The following is a 19,821-nucleotide window of genomic DNA, read 5'->3' on the forward strand; positions in this document are numbered from 1 at the left end:
TTTTGAGGGAACGTCTGATTTTTTAAATTTGAGTTCATTGGTGTGAATTTAAACTCGTTCTAGATAAGGGTCTTTATGGCATCGAAAAAGAAAGAAGAAACCGACTTGACTGAATTGCTTAAGGATGTTGCCAAAAATTGGTATATCATGCTGCCTTGCTTAGTGGTTGCTGGCATTGTAGGTGTCTTTGTCTCCTTGTGGATTAGGCCTGTTTACCAGGTAGATGCTCTTCTTCAGATTGAATCGAAAAACAGCAAGAACTCTATGGGTATGATGGGTGGACTTGGAGCCCTTTTCTCCAACGCTTCTCCTGCCGAAACAGAAATTGAGTTGATTCGTAGCCGTCAGGTGATGGGTGCCGCTGTCGAAAAGATGCGCCTGCAGTACGAGGCTGAACCCTTGAATTTCCTGGACCGTCTTCTTCATAGGGAAGGCAGACTTGACCTTGCGCAGATTGAAGTCCCCTGGGATAGCGTCCCCAAGACTGACAAGATTAAGGAATGGGAAGTGGAAATCAAGGACAGTACTGGTCGTTTTGACCTGTATGACCACCTTGATAAAGTTGTTCTGTCGGGTGAACCTGGCCATACCTACAAGTTTCCCTATGCCGGTGATTCTGCCGCATTTGGCATTATCAGCTGCGATGTTCGCCCGGGTCAGCGTTTTGTCGTCCGTAAGCGTAAGCGTCTCGATGCCATCAGTTCGTTCCGTAGCGCCTTTGACGTAAAGGAAAAGGGTAAAAAGACTGGAATCCTGGAATTTACCTATCAGGATATCTATCCGGATCGTGGCATGGCCGTATTGAATGAGGTAGCCTCTTCTTATTTACGTCAGAATGTGGAAGAACGTAATGCTGAAGCCCAGAAGACGTTGGAATTCCTGGAAAAGCAGCTGCCTGATGTGAAGGCCCAGATGGATTCCTCTCTCATGAACTTGAACGCCTATCGTAACCGCGTGGGTTCTGTAGACGTGAATGCAGAAACTCAGTTGGTGCTTCAGCGCCGCATGAAGTTGCAACAGGACATTCTTGCCTTGCAACAGCGTAAGCAGGAAGCGATTCGACTTTTCCATTCTGAACATCCTACTGTAAAGACTCTGGAAGATCAGGAAGATGCCTTGAAGCGTGAACTGGCAGGAACCGCCAGCCAGGTAAAGAAACTTCCCACCACTCAGCAGGAAGTGCTAAAACTGACTAACGAAGTGGAACAGAGCAAGATTCTCTACACCACCATGCTGAACAATATCCAGCAGCTGCGTCTTGTTTCTGCCGGTGAAGTGGGCTCCGTGCGTATTGTGGACTTTGCTGAAAAGGCTCTCAGACCCACTAAGCCCAAGCCCAAGCTGATTGTTGCTGTCGCCCTGTTCCTTGGCTTCCTGTTTGGTACCTTGATTATTTCTCTGAAGACCAAGTTCAGCAGCGGTGTAAAGAGCGCTAGCTTTATCGAAAAGGAAACTGGTTTTACGGTTTATGCAAAGGTGCCCAAGGGCAATCCCCAGGGAACCAAGGGCACAAGACCGCTGGCCGTGGTGGAACCCGACGACGTGGCCGTGGAATCCCTCCGTGCTCTCCGTTCTTCCCTGGAATTCTCTATGATGGACGATAATGGTTCTGTCATTGGTGTTAGCGGCCTGATTCCCGGCGTAGGCAAGAGCTTTATTTCTGTGAACTTGGCAGCCTTGTTTGCAGGTCTGGGCAAGAAGGTCTTGCTCATTGATGCGGATCTCCGTAAGGGTCGCCTCCATAAGGAATTCGGAATCAAGCGCGGCAACGGTCTTTCCCAGGTGCTGCTCCGTGAAGTCCAGGTGGAAGAAGTTATTCACCCCACCGAAGTGGAAAACATGTTTGTGATCCCCTGCGGCAATGTCCCTGCCAACCCGGCTGAACTTCTTGGCTCCAGGCATTATTCCGATTTGATTGAACGATTTAAGTCTGAGTATGATCTGGTGATTGTGGATACTCCGCCGATCATGCTGGTGACGGATGCTGCCCTGGCTTGCCGCCTGGCTGCCCAGATCGTTATGGTCATCGAATACAATAGGCATTCTATTGAAGCCATTCAGGAAGGTATGAGCCAGATCCTCAAGGGCAACAGTACTGCTCATGCTTCTATTGTCATTAACAAGTATGAACATAGCCGCACCGAAGGTTACGGCTACAAGTACGGGAAATACTAATGAAAGGTATTGTGCTCGCCGGTGGTTCCGGTACTAGACTTTATCCCTTGACTATGGTGACTTCGAAACAGCTGTTGCCTGTTTACGACAAGCCCATGATCTATTACCCGCTGTCTACTTTGATGTTGGCGGGAATCCGTGATATTTTGATTATTTCCACTCCGACGGACCTTCCCAATTTTGAACGTCTGTTGGGTGATGGTTCCTCGATGGGTCTCAACCTTAGCTATAAGGTTCAGCCCAGCCCTGATGGCCTAGCCCAGGCTTTTATTCTGGGTGAGGAATTTATTGGAAATGATTGCTGCGCCATGGTTCTCGGCGACAATATTTTCTACGGCAACGGCTTTAGTCCCCTTCTGAAGGCTGCCGTCAAGAACGCCGAACAGAACGGTCGCGCCAGTGTGTTCGGTTACTATGTGGATGATCCCGAACGTTTCGGTGTTGTGGAATTTGACGAAGCCGGAAAGGTGATTTCTGTAGAAGAAAAGCCCAAGGAACCCAAGAGCAATTATGCCATTACCGGCTTGTATTTCTATGACAACCGCGTGGTCGAATATGCCAAGTCCCAGAAACCCAGCGCTCGCGGAGAACTGGAAATTACGGACCTGAACAAGACCTACCTGGATCAGGGTGACTTGGATGTGAAGTTGCTGGGTCGCGGTTTTGCCTGGCTGGATACCGGTACCATGGACAGCCTGATCGAGGCTGGAGACTTTGTTCGTATGGTGGAAAATCGCCAGGGCATCCAGATCAGCGCCATAGAAGAAATTGCCTACATCAATAGCTGGATCAGCAAGGACAAGTTGCTGGAATCTGCTGCCAAATATGGTAAGAGCCCCTATGGCCAGCACCTGCGTAAAGTCGCCGAAGGAAAGATTAGATATTAGGTAATCATATGGGAAAGTTCAATTTTATAAAGACCAGTATTGAAGGCGTAACTATCGTTGAACCCACCGTCTATGGTGATCATCGCGGTTACTTCATGGAGACCTATAACAAGGCCGAATTTGATGAAGCCGGTCTTGATATGGTTTTTGTTCAGGATAATGAATCCCGCTCCAAGAAGGGTGTCCTTCGCGGCCTTCATTTCCAGAAAAAGAATCCCCAGGGCAAGCTTGTCCGCGTGTTGGAAGGTGAAGTTTATGACGTGGCTGTGGACCTGCGCAAGGGCAGCCCCACTTTCGGCAAGTACGAAGGTGTGGTGCTTTCTGCCGAAAACAAGCGCCAGTTCTACATTCCCGAAGGCTTTGCTCACGGTTTTGTGGTTTTGAGTGAAACTGCAACCTTTGTGTACAAATGTACACGCCTTTATGATCCCAAGGATGAAGGCGGTCTGTTCTGGAATGACCCGGCCATCGGAATCGAGTGGCCTGTGGGAAATGGTTTTGAACCGCTTCTCAGCGAAAAGGACACCAAGAACCCTCTGTTGAAGGATCTTGGCTTCGCTTTTGAATTGTAATCGGCCTAATTTTTTTATTATTAACCTGATGAAAAATATTCTTGTTGTATGTACCGGCAATATTTGCCGTAGCCCCACGGGCGAATACCTTCTCAAGAAGGAACTCGGCCCCGATTATAATGTGATGAGTGCTGGTCTGGGTGCCCTGGTGGATCACCCTGCTCACGAAATCAGCCAGAAGATTGCCCTGGAACATGGTGTAGATATGAGTGCCCATCGTGCACGTCAGATCAACCTGGATATTGTAAAGTGGGCCGACTTGATTCTAACTATGGAAAACGGTCAGAAGATGGATATTCTTGCCCGCTATCCCTTTATGGAAGGCAAGGTTTTCCGTTATGGCGAAAACATGAGGGTCGACGTACCTGACCCCTATCGCCGTCCGGAAAATGCATTTGTTCTTGCATGGAATTACATCTCCAAGCTGACTCCCTACTGGGTCGAAAAAATTAAACAGAGTGAGGGCCAGGCCTAGGCCTGGTGTGAGGAATTTATGAAGAAGATTTGTTTGGGACTTTGCGGTGTTGCTGCTGCCCTCTTGTCTGGATGCGCCGCTGGTCCCCAGATGCAGATGGCTCTGCCTGGCGATTCTGCCGAGTATAATGGTTATACCGTTCGTGTTCACTACATTGATCAGGGCGATCTGGGCAAGGCAAACGTTGCCGCCGCCTCTGCTGAAGAAGAATCTGCCGCAGGCAATCTCAAGGATTTGATGGTGGATTCCCTGCCTCAGCTGGAATACCATATTGGACCTCTGGATATGGTCCAGATCGTGGTTTGGGAACATCCGGAACTGACTTCTCCTATGGGTCAGTACCAGCCTGCCGGTCAGAAGGTCACTACCGATGGTAAGCTGTTCTACCCCTATGCCGGTGAATTGAATGTCGCTGGCTTGACTGCACAGGAACTTCGTTTAGAAATTACAAAGCGCCTCTCCGATAAGATTTTGAACGATCCCCAGGTGGACGTGCGTGTGACGGGTTACAATGGTCGCAAGGCTTTTGTTTCTGGCGCCGTGAACAAGCCCGGTGCTGTAGGCTTTGATGAAAAGCCCATGACTTTGCCCGACGCTATTTCCCTTGTGGGTGGATTTGATGAATATGCCGATCCTTCCGCCATGCAGTTCCGCCGCGATGGCAAGGTTTATAGTATCAACTATCTTGATGCTTTCCAGAACAATCTAGCTCTTGAAAAGATTCTGCTCCGCCCCGGTGACCAGATCTTTGTTCCCGCTCTGAAGGAAACTCAGAAGAGCAACAAGGTTTACGTTCTTGGCGAAGTTGGCCGTGTAGGAACCGTAGATGTGAACAATGGCAAGCTGAGCCTTGTAGAAGCTTTGGCTTCTTCCGGTGGTCTGAATGCCTTGAATGCGGATTCCCGTTCCGTGTATGTGATTCGCAATTCCAATGAGACGACAATCGATGTCTATCTGCTGAATGCCAAGAATGCCATGGCCCTTGCTATGGCAGAACGCTTCAACCTGTCTTCTCATGACGTGGTCTATGTGGACGCTTCTGGCCTTGCAACCTGGAACCGTATCATTTCTTTGATTGCTCCGACCGGTGCTCTGCTTAACAATGCTGCAAGTACTGGACGTAATATCCAGTTGATGTCCAGCGGTCAGTGGGGACGGTAATAATTCTCTAAGTTTAATTTATAGGGTGTAACTCAATGATCAACCTTATCCTTTGTGGTGGTAACGGCACTCGCCTCTGGCCCGTAAGCCGTTCCCTGATGCCGAAACAGTTTGCTCCGCTCTTTGACGGACAGTCCCTCTTCCGCAAGACCGTGGTGACCAACTCCGCAGTCTGCGAAGCCCAGTTCATCGTTTCCAACGCCGACCAGTTCTTCCTGGCTAAGGACCAGCTGGAAGCCGAAGGCAAGAAGGGCGGCAAGTTCCTGCTGGAACCGGTGGGCCGTAATACCGCCCCTGCCATCGCCCTGGCCTGCTTGACCCTGGATCCCGAAGAAATCGTCCTGGTTTCTCCGTCCGACCATGTGATCCGCAAGAAGGATGAATACAAGGCTGTTTTGCTCCGCGCCCAGGAACTTGCCAAGGAAGGCAACCTGGTCACTTTCGGTATCACTCCCACCAGCCCCGAAACTGGCTACGGCTACATCGAAGCCGATGGCGAAAACGTAAAGCGTTTTGTAGAAAAGCCGGACCGTGCCACTGCCGAAAAGTATTTGCTGGCAGGTAACTTCTACTGGAATTCCGGTATCTTCTGCTTCAAGGCAAAGACCTTCCTCGACGAACTCCAGAAGCATTCTCCGGATATTTTGGCCGCTTCCAAGAAGGCTCTGGCCAATACCGCCATTGAAGAAAAGGAACCCATCCGCGTTTCTATGGATGACATGATGGCCATTCCTTCCAATTCCATCGACTACGCTGTCATGGAAAAGTCCGACAAGGTGAAGGTGGTTCCCAGCGATATCGGCTGGAGCGATCTCGGTTCCTTCGACAGCCTCTATGGCGAATATCCCCACGACGAAAATGGTAACAACGTAAACCCCCGCCACATTGCAGTGGGTTCCAAGAACTCCCTGGTCATGGGTTCCCAGCGTGCCATCGCAACCATCGACCTTGACAAGATGCTCATCGTGGATACACCCGACGCACTTCTCGTTGCTCCTCTCAGCAGCAGCCAGAAGGTAAAGCAGGTGGTGGAAGAACTGAAAGTCCGCGGCTCTGACCTGATCAGCGTGCCTCAGACGGTGAACCGCCCCTGGGGTACCTACTCCGTGCTGGAATCCTCCGAACGCTACAAGATGAAGCGTATCGTGGTGAAGCCGGGCAAGCGCCTCTCCCTGCAGAAGCATTTGCACCGTTCTGAACACTGGGTCGTAGTCAGCGGTACCGCAACCGTCACCGTGGGCGACAAGGTGTTCTACGTCCGTCCCAACGAATCTACTTACATTCCTGTTGGCGAAGTACACCGCCTGCAGAACGAAGGCAAGCTTCCGCTGGTCATCGTCGAAATCCAGGTGGGCGAATACACCGGCGAAGACGATATCATCCGCGTCGAAGATGACTTCCATCGTGTAAAGTAACATAGCTGTTTGTTTAGCAATAATGGGCCGCGAAAGATTTTCTTTCGTGGCCCTTTTTTTATGGATAAGTTTTTATATTTGCTCCACCTTAAATTAAATATGGAGGAAACATGAAAAAACTAATCGTTCTTGCTTTCGTTGCTTTTGCCGCCGTGCAGAGCTTTGCTGTGGGTCTCGGTCTCCGAGATGCTTTTATCGTTGGTTCCCTGATGGGTGATGCCGATGGTAACATCGGTACCGGTGATGCTTTCACTTTCGAAATGCTCTTCCCGGTTAACGAAAATTTCGGCATTCATACCGGTGCAGGTATTGAATACGCCATATATGACTTTGATGTGGATGATTATGATAACTACCATAGATACATCATGTATGTTGACATGAGTATCCCCGTACTGGCCCGTCTGAATTTTACTCCGGGTTTCTTCATGGATCTGGGTGTTAACCTGGGCCTTAACCTGACTACCTTGAGCTGGGTTGAATATGGAAGTAGGTCTACCGATGCAGAATCCATAGATGAGGCCAGTGGATTTAACGTAGACTTCGCTGCAGGCTTGGGCTATGTGTTCAAGTTCGGTCTGGGCATTGATGGCCGTATTACCTACGGTTTGACCAATGTTTTTGATTTGGATAATGTGGATTCAAACCGTTTCGGTATCCAAATCGGTCTTAGCTACTGGTTTAAGCAGCGCTAATTGTTGGACGTCTTAAACGAGATCGCAAACTATTAAAGAAAGGCGGACCTTGCAAGGTCCGCCTCTCTTGTTCGTAATTTTGTACGTAAAAAAGACCTCGCCAAAGGCGAGGCCCTGTAAAGCTTTTGGCTCGGACTAGAACTGGTCCAGGAAACGCTGGTCGTTGCCGGTGAGCAAGCCGATTTCCGGGATAGCGTGGCGGAGCATGGCGATACGGTCTAGACCGAAGCCGAATGCAAAGCCGGTGTACTTTTCACCGTCGATACCGCAGTTCTTGAACACGTTGGGGTCCACGGAGCCGCAGCCACCGATTTCCATCCAACCGGTGCCCTTGCAACGACGGCAGCCTTCGCCGCCGCAGAATACGCAGCTCACGTCCATTTCAGCGGAAGGTTCCGTGAAGGGGAAGAAGCTGGGGCGGAAACGGGTCTTGACGCCTTCACCGAAGAGCTTGTTCATGAACACCTGGAGGACGCCCTTCAGGTCTGCAAAGGAAATGTTTTCGTCTACCACCAGACCTTCGCACTGCTGGAACATGGGGGCGTGGGTAGCATCGTTATCGACGCGGAACACGTGGCCCGGAGCGATCATGCGGAAAGGCGGCTTGTGGGTTTCCATGTAATGAATCTGGGTGCCGCTGGTGTGGGTACGGAGCATCACCTTGTCGTCCACGTAGAAGGTGTCCTGCATGTCGCGGGACGGGTGGTCGGGAGGAGTGTTCAATGCTTCGAAGTTGTACCAGTCGGTTTCGATGTCGCGGCCGAAGTCCACTTCAAAGCCCATCTGGCTGAAGAAGTCGATGATTTCTTCGCGGACGTCGTACAGCGGGTGGGTCGAGCCAGACGGAATGCCTGCGCCGGGGAGGGATACGTCGACGCTGCCGCTGGAAAGTTTCTTCTGGAGGGCGGCTTCGTTGGCGGTAGCAATGGCCTTTTCGATTTCTTCGGAGACGGCCACCTTAAGTTCGTTGACGAGCTTGCCGAAAGCCGGCTTTTCTTCTGCGGAAAGGGAACCCATCTGCTTCATCAGGTCGGTTACCATGCCCTTCTTGCCAAGGTACTTCACGCGGAGGTTGTTAACGGCTTCTTGATTAGTGAGGTCAGTTTGAGCAAGTTCTGCGTCAAATGCCTGTTTTACGTTATTAATAGCTTCACTCATAGTGGGGCATAAGATAGAAATTTTTTGAGGTTCTTCTTGCAAGAGGCGATTAACAATGAACGATTAACAGTTATGAATTATGAGATATGAATTAGTAAGTTTGGCGCCTCTGGCGCGATTATAATATCTCAAGGGAGCCGCAGGCTCCGCCCTCATACCTCGCGCCTCATACCTCGCGCCTCATACCCGTCCTCTTACCGTTCGCTGCCTAGGATATGCATAATCACGGGGCGGTTCTTGCCGTTCTCGGTCTTGTGGATGGTCAGCTTGCCGGTGGAGTCGTAGCTGAACTGGTCGCCAATGCGTTCGCCGTTCACGTAGGTGAGACTGTCCTTGAGGATGCCGCTGGGGTACCAGTTGCGCCAGATGCCGTTGCGCTGCGATCCCTTGCTAAAGTGGTATTTCCAGAAGCCTTCACTGGCCATTTTGCCGCCCATGCTATCGGGGTAGAAACTGCGTGTCGCAAGGAGGATCTGACCTGCAGATTTTGCCGTGCTGTCAAAATCCCAGTACTCTTCGTAAAGCAACTTGTGGTCAGGCTTTATGTAGCGAATCGAGGCCTTGTATTGACCAACGTTTTGACTGAAGGCGTCTTTCTGGCTTAAGGTACTGCTGTCCAGAACTCCATACCCATATTGGACGAAGGAAGTTTCCGCGCAGAACAAATTGGTTGTTCCTTCGCAGAATCCGTAAGCATAACCTTCGGAACCATCATGGTTGATGTTCTTGAAAATGGTTTCTCTCAACAGTTTGTCCTGTTCATCGAACCATGATGTTTTGGACCTTACCATTCCGCAATCGCTTTCTTGATATTCGATTTTCTTTATGACGGATCCGTTTGCCCTATAGAAAGTTTGAGGGAACATTGTGCCTTCACATCCGTCGATGACGCCTTCTTCCCGAATTTTTGCAGTGTTGCAACTGGCTCCGGTGGAATCGGGCTCGTCAAAGGATTCGTAGTAACGCTTGTATTTTCCAACCTTCATTCCCTGGCGGCAATCGTAATATTCAAGAATCTTGCAACTCTTGGCAAACTTCTTGAAATGACCTTTTTCGTTTGATTCAAAACAGGAATTTTCTTCAACCAAGGTTCGGTTTTCGTCCCACTTTTTCCAGACGCCAACGGAATCTCCCTTTTCGTTGTAGTGCTCCTCGAAGGCCTTTTCACCATTAAAGTGCCAGCCTTCCCAGTCGCCTACAGGGTGGTCTTCCTTGTAGTAACGGATGGCTTCCTTCTTCTTGTTGAAATGTCCGCCGTAATAGCTGATCCATTTTCCGTGGCGTAAGCCCTTCTTGTATTCCCCTTCGAGAACCAGGTCACCGTAGCCTGTCCAGCGCTTGAATTCACCGTCGGGCTCGTTATCCTTGTAGGGAATTTCGTATTCCTTGATTCCGTCGGAGTACCATTCGTTGCGCTTTAGAATTTCGCCATTGGGGTAAACCCAGATGGAAGTTTTCTTGGCGCCATTGGCATGGGTGGCCAGAATGGTTTCTTCGGCTCGTTCGATTGTGCAACTGCAGAGTGCCCCGCAGACGGCAAAGGTTGCAGAAAAGCGGGAAATGACCCGAAAAACAGCTGTAAATCGAAAAGCTCTCATACGAACTAAAGTAGAAAAAGGTAATTTCGTGTTGTGTTAGATATTAAGAATAAACAGCTTGCCGATACCTTCAATACGCGGGTCCGTACGCCTTGGGTCTGGCTTGTCCTGGCCATTACGGTTGGGCTTACGGCGCTGTTCTATTTTTCCCAGAAGCCGCAACTGGTTATCTACTCCCGTCATCTGAAATCTCTGACGGATTACCAGCTGCAGGAAGCTTTTACCATGCGCGGTATGGAACGTGTCCGCATCGGCTTTGGAGCGGATTCTGTTTTTGTGCAGGCCCAGACCATGAACCTGCGGGAAATGGCCGTTTCCTTTTCAAGGGAAATGGATAACATTCGCGGTCTTGGTGTAAAGGTCCCGTCCTACGAGTCCGTGTCCCGCTTTGAAAAGGAAGTGTTGAGCAAGGTGGCGGGAATGCGCCGCTATACGACCGGTCGAATGGCCTGGAATCATCAGCTGGAAGGGGTGCGGTCCCAGGTTATGGAATTGGAGGGCTCCCTTCATCAAAAGATGGTGATGTCCCTGGATTCCATGCGTGCCGGATACCTGGTGGGCTTGGGATCTCTAAGTGAAGATGAAATTGCCCGCTTGCCCCAGAACTTGAAGACGGACTTTATCAAGCTGTCTCGTGAAAACGAGGAACTTGCCCTGGCCTGGAGCCGTTTCGACAATTCCATGGCGGCTATGTATTGTGAAGACATGATCCAGTTCTTCCAGTCCCAGAATATGGATGAGCTTTCCCTGAAATCCAGGATTCCCATGGCCTTCTATTTCTTGAGTCTGGTGCTTTTGCTTTCTACATTTTTCTTTATCTTCCGTTCTAAAAATATTGACTAGTGGGTTTTATGTTCTGTTTCTATACCTCCCGTAAACCGGCCTATTTGCATTTCGCCTTCCTGCTGCTGTTCTTGGCGGGCTGGCTGCTTTCCTATATGATGCCTGCCCTCAAGGGATTTACGGAAGAAGACAAGCTTTTCTATGGTACGGTGACCCACGCCTCGATTCCAAGCATCTTTGGCGGAACGGACATTCCCTTTTTTGACAAGACCAACTTCCAGATTAACGGTGACGACAATGTGAATTTCGTGCTGTATGCTTCCAAGGACATGATGGATGATATGGCTGAATGGTACAGTTTTGCCGCCATGGATGCTGGGGATATTCCGTTGCAGATTACGGCTGTACGAGTAAAAAGCAATTTGTTTGTAGTACACTCCATTTCGTCTATGGATGGGGAACTGAGCTTTGATGAACTGGTGATGGATTACCAGGTCTATTATGCCTTTATCGGTTGCGGCATTGTGGGGGCGATGGCCCTGGCTGCGCTGGTGCTCTTGATCATGTGGCTTGTTAAAAAGCGGGCATAGCCAATGAAATTTTTTAAGTCCGTCTGGGCGCTGTTTCTTGTGGTGGGCCTTGCGGCTTCGTGCTGGGGATCCTCCGCCGAAGATACCTTGAACGTGGTCGCCTATGGCTCAGCTTCGGGCATGTCTGCTCCTAAAAAGGGATTGGTGGGCGTCTGGAATTTAAAGTCTAACGGACAAAACAAGGGCAATGATCACCGTTCTGTCGCCGTGTGGTTCCACGGCGGTATGACTAGCGGCAATTGTGAAAAGGGGTTGGTTGCAGGCGGCGATATGGCGGAGCTGCTTCCCGGTTTTATCGTAATGAGTGCGTCTGCCTGTAAGCAGGACCATTGGGTAACTCCCGTGGCTGTTGGTTGGGTGGATGCGGCCCTGGATTCCATTGCGGGGCGTCGTGGTTACCCTATCGATAACATCTACCTGGTGGGAATTTCAGACGGGGCGCTGGGTGTAATGGCTTATTCCCTGTGGGGCCGTCGACAGGTGAAATCCAGACTGCTGATCAGTTCCTATGGGGCCGCCTTTGGCGATGCCGCAGAAATTGCCCGGGAACGTCGTCTGCAAACCGGACGTTGGCGTTTTATTCAGGGCGGTTCCGACCGGCTGTATCCTGCCGATGTGACAGTTCCCTGGATTACCCGCTTTTGCAATTCCCTGGACCAGGGAGCGGAGGCAAATTCCTCTCTTCAGTGCGATATGAAGTTCGATCCGGCCGGTGAACATGACTGGAGTTACTGGAAAAGTCATCAAAAAGACTGGATTTTGGAAATTTTTAATGAAAAATGAATAAAATTTGCCCTTTACCCTTGACAAATCGCAAATAATTTTCAAAATTTGGGCACACGAACATGCGGATGTGGCGGAACTGGTAGACGCGCTAGATTCAGGTTCTAGTAATCGCAAGGTTGTGGAGGTTCAAGTCCTCTCATCCGCACTGAAAAAGACCTCTCGAAAGAGAGGTCTTTTTTTTATGCTTGGAGATGGAGATGCCTCGCGGAGGTAATGAAAAAAGGCGGTGGAAAAGGGCGTATGAACCGATTTTCCACTGCCTTTTTGTTTGTTCGTTCGCAAAATTGGGGGCCAGAGGTGGGGTAAGGCTGTGTTTTTCTGCATTTTTACCCCTGTTTGAGGTAAAATTTGTCTTGTTTTGAGAGTTTGTTTGATACAAATTAAAAGAAAGGCGGTGGAAATGGAGTGGAATTTCTCTTTTCCACTGCCTTTTTGCCCCCTGTCCTTTCGGACGAGCTATTTCTTGATGCTGAGAATGACGGCTACCATCATGATGATGCAGCCAAGGCCCTCGCGAAGGGTCAGCTGTTCTCCCAGCACGGCCCAGCCTCCCAGAACCGCAAACACCGATTCCAGGCTCATGAGCAACGAGGCGATGGTGGGCTTGATTTTATTCTGGGCCACAATCTGCAAGGTAAAGGCCACACCGCTAGAAAGTACGGCGGCATAAAGCAGCGGAATCCAGGCGGATCCGTGGGAGTAAATTTCTACGGCACGGACCATGCCCGCAGCCGAACATTCCATATCCACTAGGAACATGGGGGCGGCACTAAGGACGCTGGCCACTAGACACTGTATGGCGGAAAGGCGGACGTTATCTACGTCGGGGCCGTACTTGTCTACGAATAGGATCTGGATGGCGAAAGATAGCGCGCACAGCAACAGCACCCCATCAGAAACTTCGACTGTGAAGCCGTCCTTGATGCAGAGCATGTAGAGGCCCACCAATGTGATGCCTACGCAAATCCAGGACTTTAAGTTGATTTTTTTCCCGATGAATACGCTTAAGACCGGCACGAGGATAATGTAGCAGGTGGTCAGGAATCCGGATTTTCCGGCGGAAGTCCCTAGGTACAGTCCCAGCTGTTGGAAGTTGGTTCCGAAGGTTAGGGCGATGCCACAGAGAATGCCTGCCTTCCAGAGTTTCTTGCGCTGGGCAGGAGTGGCGGGACGCCGAGGGCTTTTGCCAGTGGCATCAAGGGTCTTGGCTAGGCCGAAAAGCAGTGCGGCGGCAATGAGATTGCGGGTGCAGGTGAAAACGAAGGGGCCTGCAGAATTGCCTTCTGCCTGGGCCACAAAGGTCGTTCCCCAGATGAAGGCCGCCAGAATAAGCAGAAAACTATATCCGATGTTAGCCATAGCGATAAAAAAGATAGAAAAAAAGGTCGTTGGATCCATTTTTACGGAGGACTCAAAAAATTTTTTTATCTTTGCGATATCATTAGGAGGTTTTATGACTATCTTGAAGAATGCTCTTTATGTTGGCTGTGTGGCCGGCGTTTGCAGTGCCCTCACTTTTGGCCTTGTGGCTTGCGGCGATAGCGGTAACGGTAGTGCGAGCGAAGAACAGGAAGAAATCCTTTCTTCTTCCAGCGCCAAGATTGACAACGAAACTGATGACGATCTGGAATCCAGCAGTTCCGTGCGCGCGAGTTCCTCTTCCGAAGAGGTTGATTTTGAAGAATTCAATCCGGCCATTTCCTACAGTGACTTTAAGGACAGCCGCGATAATAAACGTTACAAGACCGTGACTATCGGTAATCAGCTCTGGATGGCGGAAAACCTGAACTACAAGTCCTCCAATTCTTTCTGCTATGATGACAAGACAGACAACTGTGAAGATTACGGCGCCCTGTATTACTGGGGCGATGCCCAGGATGTCTGCCCCGATGGGTGGCATTTGCCTTCTAAGGATGAATGGCAGGAATTGTTTGACGCTGTGGGAAGTGACCCCGGCAAGAAGTTGAAGGCAACCTTTAGCTGGGATGATGACGGTAACGGAACCGACAAGTATGGTTTCCGCGTGTTGGCTTCCGGCTACAAGAAGGGTAACGAGTTTTTGGAGCAGGATGATTACGCCTCCTTCTGGAGTTCCGATGAATTTGACCTGAAAAACGCTATCAGCTGGCGCTTTACCAGCACCGATGGCGGTGTCAGGAAGAATACCCTGGAAAAGTCCATCTACCGTTCCGTGCGTTGTGTCAATGACAGGTCTGTCAATTCCAAGTACGATGTAGAAGTGATGACATCCTCTGATCTTTCTAAGTATGCCTGCTCCGAAAAGACCAAGGGTCAGACTGCCTACATCAAGGACGTGGAGCAGGAATTGATCTGCGCTTACGATTATGACCTGGAAGACTACATGTGGATGGACGAAGAAGATATTACTCCGCCTAGCTCTTCTTCCAGCGATGATGACGACGATGATGACGACGATGATGACGGCAATCTTTCCAGCTCCAGCACTCTGCCTTCTAGCTCCAGCGTAACTCCTGCCAGCTCTAGTGGCGATTCCGGAAGCTATGATCTCATGCTGGATGAGGTTGACGACTTGGGAGTGTATGCTTGCGATGAAGATATGGAGGGTACTACCGCCTACATAGCAGATCTTGATGTAGTGGTGGTCTGCACCTATGACGAAGACCTGGAATACTACGACTGGTTTGATTACAGCGCTCCGTAAGCCGTAGGGAATTCTGACTGTTTAAAAAAAGCCCCGGGACCTTCCCGGGGCTTTTTGTGGTGTGGTTTTACGATACCTTTAAGTTAGCTTCTTGACCGTCTGCGGTAACCCCTTGATCCAACAAATCCTTTGCAATTTTTGCAAAGGGCATTTTTTAACGGGGGCAAAAAATCAGGAGGCGAATCTATCTTATAGATGGGAAATTATATAGAATTAAGAAGGGCCTATGCTGAATATCGACGAAATTGGTGATTACAGGGATCTGCTGAAGAATTACTATGCCCAGCGCAAGCTGGAGTTGCCCCTGTATTCCTATAAGATGATGGGGCAGAAACTTGGCCTTGAAACCAGTCAGATGTTCCGCGTACTGAACAAGGAACTTCACTTGCCCAATCGCAGCATCCCCCTGGTCAAGGACCTGCTGGATCTGAAGGGCCGAAGTGGCGAACTTTTTGAAATCCTGGTGGCGGCTTCCAAGACGAAATCCCCCGCCAAGAAGGATAAGCTTTATAAGATGGCGCTGTCCCTGAAGGACGTCAAGATGCGCCAACTCAATACCAACGAGCTTCTGTTTTTAGGCAAGTGGTGGATTCCGGTGGTGCGAACCCTGATCGAGATGAACAACGGCTCGGCGGTGGTGTCCCAGCTGGTGAAGCAGATTACGCCTGTGGTTTCCAAGGAACAGGTGGAAGAAGCCATCCGCGTCTTGAAGGAACTGAAACTGATTACGCCCCTGGCGTCGGAACGGTTTGCGGTGGGGCAGGCTAACTTTACCTCGTCGGGTACCGCCAAGGTGACTGCCATTCGCAGCTACCAGAACCAGTTGCTGGCTCTGGCTCAGAATGCCCTGGCTACCATCGAACCTGACCGGCGAAATATGTCGTCGCTGCTGGTGGGCGTAGATGAAGATTGCTTTAACGACCTGAAGGAAATGACCTTGGAATTCCGCCGCCAGGTGCAGAAACGCGTAGAAGAGGTGCAGAAGCCTACCAAGGTGATGCAGTTCATGTTCTCGCTGTTCCCGGTGGCCGACATGGACGCGGTGGCGGGCAAGGCCGCTGTCAAGAATGGAGGTGTGGCGGGCAAGACCGCTGCCACCAAAGGGGTAAAAAAATGAGGTGTGGTATGGTTAAGATGTTTAAGTGCATTGTTGCCGGGCTTGTGGGCGGCTGGCTTGTGGCCTGCTCCACGGATAGCGAGGTGGCAGGTGTCAGTACTGTCGAAACAGAAAACGCCTATGTGGTCCAGGTGGTGGACGAAGGTGGCGCCCCTGTGGCCAACGCCACTGCAGTCTTGAGGGCTGCGAACTATCTGCCTGCCTTGGAAGTCTTGAAGAAGGAAACTGCCGTCAGGATCTTTACCTCGGATTCCGTCGGCATTGTCCGCGTCGATACATTGTTTGCAGATTCCATGACCCTCGAGGTGATGGATGAAGGCCGTGGCGCATTTGCCCTGCTCCTGGCCAATCAGATCAAGATGGGGGATTCCTCTGAAATTGCCGTTAGCCCCCTGAGTGTCATGTCGGGTAGGATCGACTTGCCCGAAGGCAGCGATGGCGTCTGGATCCAGGTTTACGGTACCGATCGGAAGGTCAAGACCGATAGCGAAGGCTTCTATAAGATTGAGGGCCTTGCTCCTGCAGATTACCGCGTTCGAATCGTCGCCGGCGATTCTATTGTCGAGGACCTGGTGACTGTTCCTCTGGCGGCTCCTGAAAGTTCGTCTAGTGGTCAGATTGCCGAAAGTTCCTCCAGCGATGAGTCGGAATCCTCATCCGACGAGGAACCGGGTTCCTCCGCGCCCCTGGGATACCTAAATGTCCTGGATTTCGAAAACGGATTGAAGTCTAACGTCCTGTTTGCCGGAGATTCTAGCGAACTTTATTTGAAGCCTACGGACACCACGGTGGTCATGTCTCCTGTTGAAGATAGCGCCGCCCTGGCCGTTGTAGATGCCGGTGCAGGTCGCGAGGGCAAGGCATTCCACTGGACAACTTCTGGAATGCAGGGACATTGGTCTTTCATGGGCCTGTGGATTTGCTCCAGTTCCGATCCTTGTGACTTCAGCGGCATTGATTCCGTGGAATACTTCGTTCGTGGCATGGGCTCCTATTCCTTCAATCTTGAAGCCATTGTTGACGGAACTTCTGGCAAGGCAGTGTTCCTGGACACCCTTGGTGGTGCGGATGAATGGGAGCGTGTGGTGGTGAAACCTTCCGACTTTATGGTGGGCGACAGCACCTATGGAAACATGGGCTGGGATTACGTTAGTAAGCAGGCTACGAACATCGCAGTTTCCGCATATTTTGATACGGAAATCTGGATTGATGACATCAAATTTTATGGAGTTAATGAAAAGGACTTAAGGTAAGGACTGTTCTGAACGCGCCGGAGTGCGGAACAGCTAAAGTGAATTTGGTGGTTAGAAAGGCAGGCTCTCGCGGGAGCCAGCCTTTTGTACTCTAACGGAAACGAAAAAAGGCCCCCAGAGGGAGCCTTTTTAAAAAGTCTACGCTGTTCAATTACTTGTTGAACGGGGGCATGACCTGCCACAGCACGGCCTTGTGGGCGTGGAGGCGGTTTTCGGCTTCTTCGTAGCTCATGTTCAGGTCCAGGTTGTCCATCACTTCGTCGGTGATTTCGTCGCCGCGGTGAGCGGGCAGGCAGTGGGAAACCTTCACGTGAGACGGAGCGTACTTCAAAAGGTCTGCGTCGATGCGGAACGGCAGGAAGTGATTCTGCTTGGATTCCTTCTGGCCTTCCTGACCCATGGAGACCCATACGTCGCTATAAAGGATGTCGGCGTCCTTGACAGCTTCCTTGGGATCGTTGAATACGCGGTACTGGCAGCCGTGGCGCTTGAAGTCAGCCTGGGCTTCTTCGATCACGTGAGCCGGCTGTTCAAAACCCTTGGGGCAAGCCAAAGTAAAGTTCATGCCCACCTTGGAGCAGAGGGCGAGGAAAGAGTTAGCAACGTTGTTGCCGTCGCCGATGAAGGCCACAGTCTTGCCCTTCATGCCACCGAGATTTTCTTCGATCATCTGGGCGAAAGCGATAGCCTGGCAGGGGTGGTAGTCGTCGGTCAGGGCGTTCACAACGGGAATGGAACCGTATTCAGCCAGCTGTTCCACCAGGTCCTGCTTGAAGCAGCGGACAACGAGAGCGTTTACCCAGCGGGAAAGGCAGCGGGCCACATCCTTGATGGATTCGCGCTTGCCAAGACCGATGGAGTCCGGGGAGAGCAGCACGGCGTGGCCACCCAGCTGGTTCATGCCCACCTGGAAAGTAGTGATGGTTCGCAGAGACGGCTTTTCGAAGAACATACCGATGTTCTGGCCGTGGAGACGGTCGGAGACCTGGCCTGCATGGACTTCCTTCTTGAGGCGGGAAGCGATGGCTACGGTTTCGAGAATTCTTTCTTCGCTCCAGTCGGCGAGGCGGAGGAAGTGCTTGCTGCGATCGATCATTTTCTATTCCTTATTTTGGTGAGCTCAGGAACTGCTCGGTTAAAAAAACGAAAAAACGAAAAACGGAGCTTAACACTCCGTCTTTCTATATCCTTTACAGGAAAATCACAAAAGATGCTAACGGATATTAGCGAAGTTTCTTCTTGTGACGGTCACGACGACGGCGCTTCTTACGCTTGTGGGTCGCAATCTTCCTGCGCTTTCTTTTCTTTCCGCAAGGCATATTGTATCTCCGTTAAAGGTTAAACTTAAAATTGTGCCCCCAAATAGAGCAAATTTCGGGGTGTTTGTCAAGGGGTTTTGGAATTTTTGGGAAAAATCGGGTTAAAGTAAGCTGTTTTTATACTTCTTCCACCACAAATTCCATGGCCTTGCGGATTAATTCCGCGGGTCCGCCGTAATTTTTGGCTCTGGGAGCGCCTTCGCTAAGCATCTGGCGGAACTTTCTGGCCCCAGGGAGGCCTGCGAAAAGGCCGTAGATGTGCTTCACCAGGATGGTGGCGGGGCAGCCTTCGGCGAACTGCTTTTCTACATAAGGTAGGTAGGCTTCAAGGACGGCCTTGCGGGACTTGGCGGCGGGAGCGGTATCTCCGAAAACACGTTCGTCGGCGTCGTGCAGGAACCAGGGATTTTCGTAAGGTTCGCGGCCCACCATGACGCCATCCAGCGCCACACCCGTACCAGCAGAAGTGGGGTCGCCGTTTAAGTGGGCAAGCACCTGGTCCATGCTGCGGATGCCGCCGTTGATGGCAATATTCAGCTGGGGCATTTCTGCCTTCAACTTATGAACAAACTCATAATGCAGGGGAGGAACCTCGCGGTTCTCCTTGGGACTTAAACCTTTCAGCCAGGCCTTGCGGGCGTGAATAATAAAGTACTTGCAGCCTGCATCAGCGACGGTGCCGACGAAATCGCGGAAAAATTCCCAACTGTCGAATTCATCTACGCCGATGCGGCACTTGATGGAAACGGGAATGCTCACAGCGTCCTGCATGGCCTTGAAGCAGTCGGCCACCAGGTTCTTGTCCTTCATGAGGCAGGCGCCAAAACTTCCGCTCTGGACGCGATCCGAGGGGCAGCCGCAATTTAGGTTCACTTCCTGGAAACCTGCGGCTTCCACCATCTTGCTGCATTTGGCCAAATCGGCGGGATTGCTTCCGCCCAGCTGCAGCACGGCGGGGTATTCGAATTCCTCATGTCCCAAAAACATCTCGGGCTTGGCGTGGAGCAGGGCGTGAGTCACCACCATTTCGCTGTACAGCAGCACGTGCTTTGAAATCAAACGCAAGAAATAACGTTCGTGGCGGTCGGTGCAATCCAGCATCGGGGCGATAGACAATCTGCGGTTGAAATCAATATTCATAAAATCAAATGTAG

General features: G+C 50.9%; 18 protein-coding genes and 1 tRNA gene. 14 read left to right on the top strand and 5 right to left on the bottom strand.

Annotation, left to right across the window (positions count from 1 at the left end):
- The first annotated feature begins 75 nt into the window (after positions 1-75).
- The 7 genes from B7992_RS10460 (at position 76) to B7992_RS10490 (ending at position 7,380) form a co-directional block, all read left to right on the top strand.
- The gene (locus B7992_RS10460) at positions 76-2,175 is read left to right on the top strand and encodes a polysaccharide biosynthesis tyrosine autokinase (RefSeq protein ID WP_088666247.1); all 2,100 of its coding nucleotides are present in this window, start codon (positions 76-78) and stop codon (positions 2,173-2,175) included.
- A complete protein-coding gene (gene rfbA / locus B7992_RS10465) occupies positions 2,175-3,062 on the top strand; it encodes a glucose-1-phosphate thymidylyltransferase RfbA (protein ID WP_088666248.1) in 888 nt (295 codons plus the stop codon). The genes B7992_RS10460 and rfbA overlap by 1 nt, the downstream gene beginning before the upstream one ends.
- 8 nt (positions 3,063-3,070) lie before the next feature.
- Complete coding sequence (rfbC, locus tag B7992_RS10470) at positions 3,071-3,634, top strand: dTDP-4-dehydrorhamnose 3,5-epimerase (protein WP_073155408.1); 564 nt, start codon at positions 3,071-3,073, stop codon at positions 3,632-3,634.
- A gap of 28 nt (positions 3,635-3,662) precedes the next feature.
- Entirely contained in the window at positions 3,663-4,109 is a 447-nt protein-coding gene (locus tag B7992_RS10475) for a low molecular weight protein-tyrosine-phosphatase (protein ID WP_073155412.1), read from the top strand.
- A gap of 18 nt (positions 4,110-4,127) precedes the next feature.
- Positions 4,128-5,270: a polysaccharide biosynthesis/export family protein gene (locus B7992_RS10480; protein WP_073155414.1), complete on the top strand. Its 1,143-nt coding sequence runs from the start codon at positions 4,128-4,130 to the stop codon at positions 5,268-5,270.
- Positions 5,271-5,305: 35 nt separating this feature from the next.
- Positions 5,306-6,685 carry a mannose-1-phosphate guanylyltransferase/mannose-6-phosphate isomerase gene (locus B7992_RS10485; protein ID WP_073155417.1) on the top strand — a complete coding sequence of 460 codons (1,380 nt, stop codon included), beginning with the start codon at positions 5,306-5,308 and terminating at the stop codon, positions 6,683-6,685.
- A gap of 110 nt (positions 6,686-6,795) precedes the next feature.
- Complete coding sequence (locus B7992_RS10490; RefSeq protein WP_073233427.1) at positions 6,796-7,380, top strand: outer membrane beta-barrel protein; 585 nt, start codon at positions 6,796-6,798, stop codon at positions 7,378-7,380.
- Positions 7,381-7,515: 135 nt separating this feature from the next.
- On the opposite strand, the gene pheS is transcribed toward B7992_RS10490, so the two are convergent.
- Together pheS and B7992_RS10500 are read right to left on the bottom strand one after the other, a co-directional pair.
- Positions 7,516-8,538 carry a phenylalanine--tRNA ligase subunit alpha gene (pheS, locus tag B7992_RS10495; protein WP_073233429.1) on the bottom strand — a complete coding sequence of 341 codons (1,023 nt, stop codon included), beginning with the start codon at positions 8,536-8,538 and terminating at the stop codon, positions 7,516-7,518.
- A gap of 194 nt (positions 8,539-8,732) precedes the next feature.
- Positions 8,733-10,136, bottom strand: a complete 1,404-nt coding sequence (locus tag B7992_RS10500; protein ID WP_141100443.1) for a toxin-antitoxin system YwqK family antitoxin — start codon at positions 10,134-10,136, stop codon at positions 8,733-8,735.
- Between the two features lie 33 nt (positions 10,137-10,169).
- On the opposite strand from B7992_RS10500, the gene B7992_RS10505 reads away from it, so the two are divergent.
- The 4 genes from B7992_RS10505 to B7992_RS10520 all read left to right on the top strand — a co-directional run bounded on the left by B7992_RS10505 (position 10,170) and on the right by B7992_RS10520 (position 12,440).
- Positions 10,170-10,979: a hypothetical protein gene (locus B7992_RS10505; protein WP_083537946.1), complete on the top strand. Its 810-nt coding sequence runs from the start codon at positions 10,170-10,172 to the stop codon at positions 10,977-10,979.
- Between the two features lie 8 nt (positions 10,980-10,987).
- Positions 10,988-11,509, top strand: coding sequence for a hypothetical protein (locus B7992_RS10510; protein ID WP_141100444.1), 522 nt, complete (start codon positions 10,988-10,990; stop codon positions 11,507-11,509).
- Positions 11,510-11,512: 3 nt separating this feature from the next.
- Positions 11,513-12,292, top strand: coding sequence for a hypothetical protein (locus tag B7992_RS10515; protein WP_073155428.1), 780 nt, complete (start codon positions 11,513-11,515; stop codon positions 12,290-12,292).
- A 64-nt stretch (positions 12,293-12,356) separates the two neighbouring features.
- Positions 12,357-12,440 (top strand) — tRNA-Leu (locus tag B7992_RS10520).
- 311 nt (positions 12,441-12,751) lie between these two features.
- Here the strand turns inward: B7992_RS10520 and B7992_RS10525 are convergent.
- Positions 12,752-13,654, bottom strand: a complete 903-nt coding sequence (locus B7992_RS10525) for a DMT family transporter (RefSeq protein ID WP_088666250.1) — start codon at positions 13,652-13,654, stop codon at positions 12,752-12,754.
- A gap of 94 nt (positions 13,655-13,748) precedes the next feature.
- On the opposite strand from B7992_RS10525, the gene B7992_RS10530 reads away from it, so the two are divergent.
- The 3 genes from B7992_RS10530 (at position 13,749) to B7992_RS10540 (ending at position 17,348) form a co-directional block, all read left to right on the top strand.
- Positions 13,749-14,978 carry a fibrobacter succinogenes major paralogous domain-containing protein gene (locus tag B7992_RS10530; RefSeq protein WP_176421918.1) on the top strand — a complete coding sequence of 410 codons (1,230 nt, stop codon included), beginning with the start codon at positions 13,749-13,751 and terminating at the stop codon, positions 14,976-14,978.
- A gap of 226 nt (positions 14,979-15,204) precedes the next feature.
- Positions 15,205-16,095: a DUF4423 domain-containing protein gene (locus B7992_RS10535; RefSeq protein ID WP_088666252.1), complete on the top strand. Its 891-nt coding sequence runs from the start codon at positions 15,205-15,207 to the stop codon at positions 16,093-16,095.
- An 8-nt stretch (positions 16,096-16,103) separates the two neighbouring features.
- On the top strand, positions 16,104-17,348 hold the full coding sequence (locus tag B7992_RS10540; RefSeq protein ID WP_073283242.1) for a carboxypeptidase-like regulatory domain-containing protein: 1,245 nt from the start codon (positions 16,104-16,106) through the stop codon (positions 17,346-17,348).
- A gap of 151 nt (positions 17,349-17,499) precedes the next feature.
- Here the strand turns inward: B7992_RS10540 and argF are convergent, their stop codons facing one another.
- On the bottom strand, positions 17,500-18,444 hold the full coding sequence (gene argF, locus B7992_RS10545) for an ornithine carbamoyltransferase (RefSeq protein ID WP_073155439.1): 945 nt from the start codon (positions 18,442-18,444) through the stop codon (positions 17,500-17,502).
- A gap of 340 nt (positions 18,445-18,784) precedes the next feature.
- A complete protein-coding gene (gene dusA, locus B7992_RS10550; protein WP_088666253.1) occupies positions 18,785-19,807 on the bottom strand; it encodes a tRNA dihydrouridine(20/20a) synthase DusA in 1,023 nt (340 codons plus the stop codon).
- Positions 19,808-19,821 lie beyond the last annotated feature (14 nt).

Origin of the sequence: Fibrobacter sp. UWH1, assembly GCF_002210365.1 — a bacterium.
Classification (GTDB): Bacteria; Fibrobacterota; Fibrobacteria; order Fibrobacterales; family Fibrobacteraceae; genus Fibrobacter.